4 protein-coding genes and 1 pseudogene are annotated in these 6,951 nt (G+C 75.0%); 1 reads left to right on the forward strand and 4 read right to left on the reverse strand.

Going from position 1 to position 6,951, the window contains the following annotated elements:
- Nucleotides 1-134: 134 nt before the first annotated feature.
- From JNW87_RS32115 to JNW87_RS32130, 4 genes are read right to left on the reverse strand one after another with little or no spacing between them, the layout of a single operon-like run.
- Nucleotides 135-1,370 carry an MFS transporter gene (locus JNW87_RS32115; protein WP_238454968.1) on the reverse strand — a complete coding sequence of 412 codons (1,236 nt, stop codon included), beginning with the start codon at nt 1,368-1,370 and terminating at the stop codon, nt 135-137.
- A gap of 39 nt (nt 1,371-1,409) precedes the next feature.
- Complete coding sequence (locus JNW87_RS32120; RefSeq protein ID WP_109802096.1) at nt 1,410-1,991, reverse strand: isochorismatase family protein; 582 nt, start codon at nt 1,989-1,991, stop codon at nt 1,410-1,412.
- A gap of 15 nt (nt 1,992-2,006) precedes the next feature.
- Nucleotides 2,007-3,293, reverse strand: coding sequence for a nicotinate phosphoribosyltransferase (locus tag JNW87_RS32125; protein ID WP_109802095.1), 1,287 nt, complete (start codon nt 3,291-3,293; stop codon nt 2,007-2,009).
- Nucleotides 3,294-3,309: 16 nt separating this feature from the next.
- Nucleotides 3,310-5,988 carry a LuxR family transcriptional regulator gene (locus JNW87_RS32130; protein WP_238454967.1) on the reverse strand — a complete coding sequence of 893 codons (2,679 nt, stop codon included), beginning with the start codon at nt 5,986-5,988 and terminating at the stop codon, nt 3,310-3,312.
- Between the two features lie 199 nt (nt 5,989-6,187).
- Between JNW87_RS32130 and JNW87_RS32135 the strand changes: the two are divergent.
- Nucleotides 6,188-6,951 (forward strand): annotated as a pseudogene (locus JNW87_RS32135) (hypothetical protein); the annotation flags it as partial.

Genomic DNA, 6,951 nt, shown 5'->3' on the forward strand with positions numbered 1-6,951 from the left:
GCGGGCCTCGCAGGGGCGGGCGTCCGTGGCCGACCGCAACTTCCGGGAAGTTGGGGCGGTTCGAAGCCGGCACTTCCCGGAAGTTGTGCGATCAGCCGCGGGGCGTGGCGGCGGTGGGGGGAGCGGACGGTGGGTCAGGTGGTGGCGGCGGCCAGCTCGGCGGGGGCGGCCTCGCCGAGGGTCTCCCGGCGGTGGCGCAGCTCGACGGGGAGCACGACGAGGGCGACCAGCGCGCCGATGGCACCGGTGACCGCGAAGCCCCAGAGGGGCGCCGAGGCGTCGATCACCGCGCCGGCGAGCGGGGCGCCCACCGCGATGCCGACGGTGACCGCGGAGCCGTGCAGGCCCATCGCCTCGCCGCGTACGCCGGCGGGGGCGAGCCGGCTCACCGCGTCGGAGGTGGCGGCGATGGTCGGCGCAGAGCGCCCGGCCGGGACGAGTGCCAGGCAGAGCAGCCACCAGTGCGAACCGCCCAGCCCGACCGGGATGGTGCAGAGGCTGAGCGCGGCCATCAGCGCCAGCGGCGAGAACGATCGGCTGACCGCCCCGTACGCGAAGCCGCCGACCAGCGACGCGACCGCCCACATGGCCAGCACCACGCCGGTCCAGCCGACCTCGCCGCTGGCCCGCAGCACGGCGACCACCGCGACGTCGGTGCCGCCGAGCACCAGGGTGGCGGCGAGGCTCACCGCCAGCACGGCGAGCAGCCGGGGCGTGAGCCATTCTCGGCGGGACACCTTCCGGTGCGGGCCCGCCGGCTCGTCGGCGCTGCGGGTGGGCGGGTTCAACAGCCAGAACGCGACGCCGGAGGCGACGATCCCGGCGCCGACCGCCCAGAGGGTGGTGCGCGGGGAGATGGCGGTGGCCAGCGCCACGGCCAGCGCCGGGCCGACCATGAACGACAGCTCGACCGACATCGAGTCCAGCGCGTACGCCGGGCGCCGGCGTTCGGCCGGGACCAGCGCGGCCACCGACTGGCGGACCACCGAGAAGACCGGCAGGGCGAGCAGCCCGGCCAGGAACGCGGCCGGCAGCAGCACCGGGTAGGACAGCGTGGGGGCGCTGGCCCAGAAGACCGCCTCGGCGACGGTGGTCAGGGCGAGCACCGGTCGCAGGCCGCGCCGGTCCACCAGCCGGCCGAGCAGCGGCGAGCCCAGCGCGGCGCCGACGGTCGACGCGGCGCCGACCAGGCCGGCCGCGCCGTATCCCCGGCCGAGGTCGAGCACGACGTAGAAGGTGAGCGTCACCCCGGTCGCGGTGAGCGGGATGCGCGCCAGCACCGACACCAGCAGCAGCGACCGGAGACCGGGCAGGGCGAGTGCCTGCCGGTAAGGCTTCAAGTTCACGACGGTCCGTACCTCCGGCGCCATCCTTGACCGGGGGTACGACAGCCGCAAGCGATTACCTGGTCAAGCGGTGCTGATCACAGGCCGGCCGACCATGGCGACCCCGGCGCCGTCCATCGTCCGCAGCGCCATGTCGGTGGTGTCCCGCGCGACGCCGGCCGTCAGGTCCAGCAGCACCGTGGTGTCAAAACCCTTCTGGGCGGCGTCGAGGGCCGTGGCCCGGACGCAGTGGTCGGTGGCGATGCCGACCAGGTCGACCCGGTCCACCCCGTGCCGGCGCAGCCAGTCGGCCAGGCACTCGCCGTCGTCGGCGTGCCCCTCGAAGCCCGAGTACGCGGCCGCGTGCTCGCCCTTGTGGAAGATCGCCTCCACCCGCCCGGTCTCCAGGTTGGGGTGGAACTCGGAGCCCGGGGTGCCGACCACGCAGTGCCGGGGCCAGGAGTCGACGAAGTTGGGCGGGTCGCCGAAATGGGCGCCCGGATCGACGTGGTAGTCCTTCGTGGCGACCACGTGGTCCCACCGGTCCGGCTCGGCGGCGAGCAGCCGGGAGATGCCGGCTGCCACGCCGGCCCCGCCGGCCACCGCGAGGGCGCCACCCTCGCAGAAGTCGTTCTGCACGTCCACGATGATCAGCGCGTTGCTCACCGGAACACTCCTTCGTCAGGTCGCGGGTACGACGGTCACCGGGACGGCCGGGTCGCCGCCGGAAAGCTTCAGGCCCTCCCACGGGATGGAGATCAGGCACTCCCGCAGGTGCTCCCGCGACTCGTCCAGCGTCGGCAGCGCCACCGGCTCGCCGTCGACCACGAACGAGCGCTGGAGGAGCCGGTCGTTGGGGTGCCGGTCCGGTACGCCCTGCGGCACGATGATCTCCTCGGTGGCGGTGCCGGTCGGCTTGTGCCGGCGTACCGCCACCTTCCGGCCGCCGATGGTGGCCTTGTGCTCGGAGCGCTTGACCACCGGCCGCCCGTCCACCTCGACCAGCTTGTAGACCAGGCCGGCGGTGGGCGCGCCGGAGCCGGTCACCACGGCGGTGCCGGCGCCGTACATGTCGACCGGCTCGGCGGCGAGCGAGGCGATCGAGTACTCGTCGAGGTCGCCCGAGACGATGATCTTGGTTTCGGTGGCGCCGAGCGAGTCGAGCAGCTCCCGGGACTGCTGGGCGATCACCGCCAGGTCGCCGGAGTCGATCCGGACGGCCCGCAGCTCCGGACCGGCCACCTCGATCGCGTTGCGGATGCCCTGGCTGATGTCGTACGTGTCGACCAGCAGCGTGGTGTCCTTGCCCAGCGTGGCGACCTGCGAGGCGAACGCCGCCTTCTCGTCGTCGTGCAGCAGGGTGAACGCGTGCGCGGCGGTGCCGGCGGTGGGGATGCCGTACCGCTGGCCGGCGGCCAGGTTCGAGGTGAACCGGAAACCGGCCAGGTACGCCGCCCGGGCTGCGGCCACCGCCGCCTCCTCGTGCGCCCGGCGGGACCCCATCTCGATCAACGCCCGACCCCGGGCGGCGGTGACCATCCGGGCGGCCGCCGCGGCGACCGCGCAGTCGTGGTTGAGCACCGACAGCACCAGCGTCTCCAGCACCACGCACTCGGCGAAGCCGCCGGAGACGGTGAGGATCGGGGAGTTGGGGAAGAAGAGCTCGCCCTCGGCGTACCCGTCGACGTCGCCGGTGAAGCGGTAGTCGGCCAGCCAGTCGGCGGCCCGGTCGTCCACCACGCCGGTGCGGCGCAGAAAGTCGACCTCGTCGGCGTCGAACCGGAAGTCCCGGATCATGTCGACCAGCCGTCCGGTGCCGGCGACCACGCCGTAGCGGCGGCCCGCCGGCAGCCGCCGGCTGAACACCTCGAAGACGCAGCGGCGGTCGGCTGTCCCGTCCCGCAGGGCGGCGCTGACCATGGTCAGCTCGTAGTGGTCGGTCAGCAGCGCGGGGCGAAGGGTGCTCACCGGTCCAGCCTAGAGTTCAGGCGGAATCGCCGCCGTCGTGGCCCGGCATCGACCGGAGGACGTCCTTCAGCTCGGCCCGCCCGGCCACGCCCAGCTTGCTGTAGACGCGCTGGAGGTGGTTCTCCACCGTCCGGCTGGACAGGTAGAGCCGCTCCGCGATGGCCCGGCTGGTCACCCCGTCGGCGGCGAGGCGAGCCACCTCCCACTCGCGGTCGCTCAACGTCGGCCGGAGCCGCTGCAGCGCCGGGGTCGAGATCCGGTCGCAGCTGCCCAGCAGGGTGGCGAGCCGCTCCCGGGCCGGGCCGATGCTGGCGGAGCGGCTCTGCCGCAGCCGGTGCAGCGCCATCGCCACCGCCTCGGCGGCATAGACGGTCAGCCCGAGCCGGGCCAGGCCGTCGGCGACGGCGAGCAGGTCGGTGGTGGAGTCCGCCATGGCGGCGCGGGCGTACCGGGCGAGCAGCGGCGGCAGCACGCCGTCGACCTGCTCGGAGAGCTCGGCCAGGCGCTGCGCCACCGTACGCCGACCGCCGTCGGTACAGGTCGGGCCGACCTGGGCGGCGGCCTGGTCCAGCCGGACCAGGTCGAGCAGGACCAGCACCTCGTGACCGGTGAGCCCGTCCGCGCGGAGCCGGTCGGCGAGTTGGCCGAGGTGCTTGGTCGCGCCCGGCAGGTCGCCGCTGGCGGCGAGCACCGCCCCACGGGCCTGCTCCAGCCAGGGGTAGAGCACCGCCATCCCGGGGGCCTGGGTGCGGTCCGCCTCGGCCATCGCCTCCGCGGCGTGCGCCGCGTCGCCGCGCAGCGCCGCCGCCTGGGCGCGTTCGGCGTGCGCCAGCCCGGCGTACACCCGGCTGGTGGCGAGCACGGCGCAGGCGCCGAGGCTGGTCTTCAACGCCTCGTCGCTCTGCCCGCGCAGCCGCGCCGCGTACGCCTGAAGAATGGCCAGGTAGCCGGTGCCCAGCCGGAAGTCGCCGGCGCCCGCGAGGTCGGCGAACTCGTCGGCCACGATCGCGTCGATGCCGGCCAGGTCACCGGAGAGCGCGAGCCGGGTGCCCCGGGCCAGCTCCATGGCGAGCTGGAGGTACGGCATGTCGCCCCGCCAGCGCCCCGCCTCGGCCTGCACCCGGGCGATCGCGGTCGCGCTGCGCCGGAACCGGCCCTGGGCGGCCTGAAGGTGGGCGATGGTGCACCGGGCCAGCTCCCGGGCGGCCACCGAGGCGGCCGGGCGGTCCAGCACGGCCCGGGCCAGCCGCAGGGCGACGGCGGTGTCCAGCCGGTGCAGCCGCATGATGGCCTCGAAGGCGCGGACCCGGGCCAGGTCGGCCAGGTCGGTCAGCTCCCCGCTCCGGGCGGCGATCTCCTCCACCGTGGACTCCCGGCTCAGCCCCCAGTAGCTGACCATGCCGCGCACGGTCAGCCAGCGGCTGCGCCGCCGGTCGGAGCGGACGTCCGCGGAGACCGAGTCGAGCACCTCGATCGCCTCGTCCGGCCGGTCGGCGAACATCAAGATGGTGGCGAGCAGTTCGGCGGCGTCGAACCCGCCGTCGGCCTCCAGCGCCGCCCGGGCCAGCCGGGTCGCCAACGGCACGTCGTACCGGCCGAAGGCCTGGGCCGCCGCGTCGAGCAGCAGGGCCGGGTCCTGCGCGGTGCCCGAGTCCAGTCGCCACACCGCTACCCGGAGCAGGTCGTCGCGTCGCCGTTTGCCGACCTGTTCCAGCAGGTCGGCCAGGGTCGCCTGGAGCCGGCGGGTCCGGCTCACCGGGCACTGCCGGCGCATCACCTCGCCGTACAGCGGGTGGGCGAGCCGCACGTTCAGCCGCCGGTCGTCGAGCACCAGGCTGATCAGGCCGCGTTCCTCGGCGGTCTCCACGTCGGTCGGCTCCACCGCCCGCTCCAGCAGTTGCAGGCCGAGCGGCTCACCGAACGCGACCAGCTCGACCACCGACCGGACGCCGGGGGTGAGCTGGCCGATCCGGGTGTCGATCAGGTCGGTCAGGCTCGGCGCCAGCTCCAGCCGGCCGGTCCACTTCCAGATCCCGTACGTGCGGGTCAGCTCGCCGCCACCGGTGGCGGCCAGCACCAGCTCGCGCAGCAGCAGCGCGTTGCCCGCGGTGAGCCGGTACAGCCGCTCGGCCGACCCGGCGTCGACCGGCCCGCCGAGGATCGCGGCGAGCAGCCCGGTGGTCTCGACGGGGTTCAGCGGGCCCAGCTCGACCAGGTCGACCAGGTCGTCGGTCCAGAGTGCGCGGATCGGCAGCGGGATCTGCTCGCCGTTGCGCAGCGTCCCGAGCACGGTGGCGTTCTCGGCCCGGGAGATCAGGTGCACCAGCGCCGCCGAGGGCGGGTCGAGCAGGTGCACGTCGTCGATCGCGAGCACGATGCGTCGCCCGGCCGCCTGTCCCTGCAGCACGTCCACGGCCCAGCGCAGGATGCCGGCGGGGGAGAGGCCCTGGGGCTGGTCGGCCGGGAGCACCTGGACCAGCCCGCCGAAGGGCAGCGCGGCGGTGGTGGCGCTGGCCGAGACCGACCAGATGGCGTACCGGTCGGTGGGCAGGGCCGCGACGCCCTCGCGCAGCAGCCGGCTCTTGCCGACCCCCGCGCTGCCGCTGAAGAGCAGTCCACGCCCCTCCGGGCTGCCGACCGCCGACAGCAGACGGTTGAGCTCATCCGTGCGGCCCACGAAGTCCCACCGGCTCATCGCAGCAGCATATCGACGGTAATCCGTCCGCGCGCGTACCGTCACGTAGCGAAGTTGAGTAACCTGTTGATTACCGGTGAGTATCCGAAGTGTGCGGCCGGCAGTAGGCCCCGCCGTACTCTTCCGGCATCCGGTTTGCACCACCGGAGTTCCCACGCGGCCGGCCAAGATTCCGGTCGCCCGACCGGGAGGCCGCTTGATGAAGCCGGGTCCTCTCCGCGCGGTCGACGTGCCCGATCCGGGTGGGTCGGCCGAGCCGCCGCGGTGCGCCCCGCTGCCCACCCGGGTCGGGGTGACCAGCCCGGGCCCGGACGAGCCGCTGGCCGTGGTGGCCGCCGGTCCGGCCGGCGCGGGCCGCCGGCAGGTGCTGGCCGCCCTGCTCGGGCTCGAACCGGGGATGCTCGCGGTGCCCGCCGGCAGTTGCCTGCTGGTCAACCACGCTCGGGTGCCGACCCGCGCGGCGTACGTGCCGGGCTACCGGCAGCCGCACTCGTACGGCGCGGACCCGCTGGCCGCCGGTCCGGCGCTGGCCCGCCCGCCGCGCCGGGTGGAGCTGAGCGTCCCCGACCCGCTGCTGCGGCACTTCGCCGTGCTCGACACGCCGGACACCGGGTCGCTCGGCGTCGCCGGGGGACGGGTGCTGCTGGACGCGGTCGGCCGGGCCGGCGCGCTGCTCTTCGTGATCTCCGCGGACCAGGCCTTCACCGCCGCCGAGCTGCACCTGCTGGCCGAGGTGGCCCACGCCGGCGTCACGGTCTTCTTCGCGGTCACCCCGGGGACGGCCGGCTGGGCCGCGCTGTCGGACGGCGCGACGACGACGGAGGACGCGGGGGCGTCCGTCCCGCCGGCCGCCCGGCACGGCGGGTCGGGCCGGCGACCGGTCGACCCGGTCGAGGTCTCTCTCGCGGCGCACCGGGCCGCCCTGCGTGGCCGCCGTGCCGAGCCTCGCCGGGGCCCGCCTGG

This window comes from Micromonospora sp. ATA51 (assembly GCF_016802855.1).
Taxonomy (GTDB): domain Bacteria; phylum Actinomycetota; class Actinomycetes; order Mycobacteriales; family Micromonosporaceae; genus Micromonospora; species Micromonospora sicca.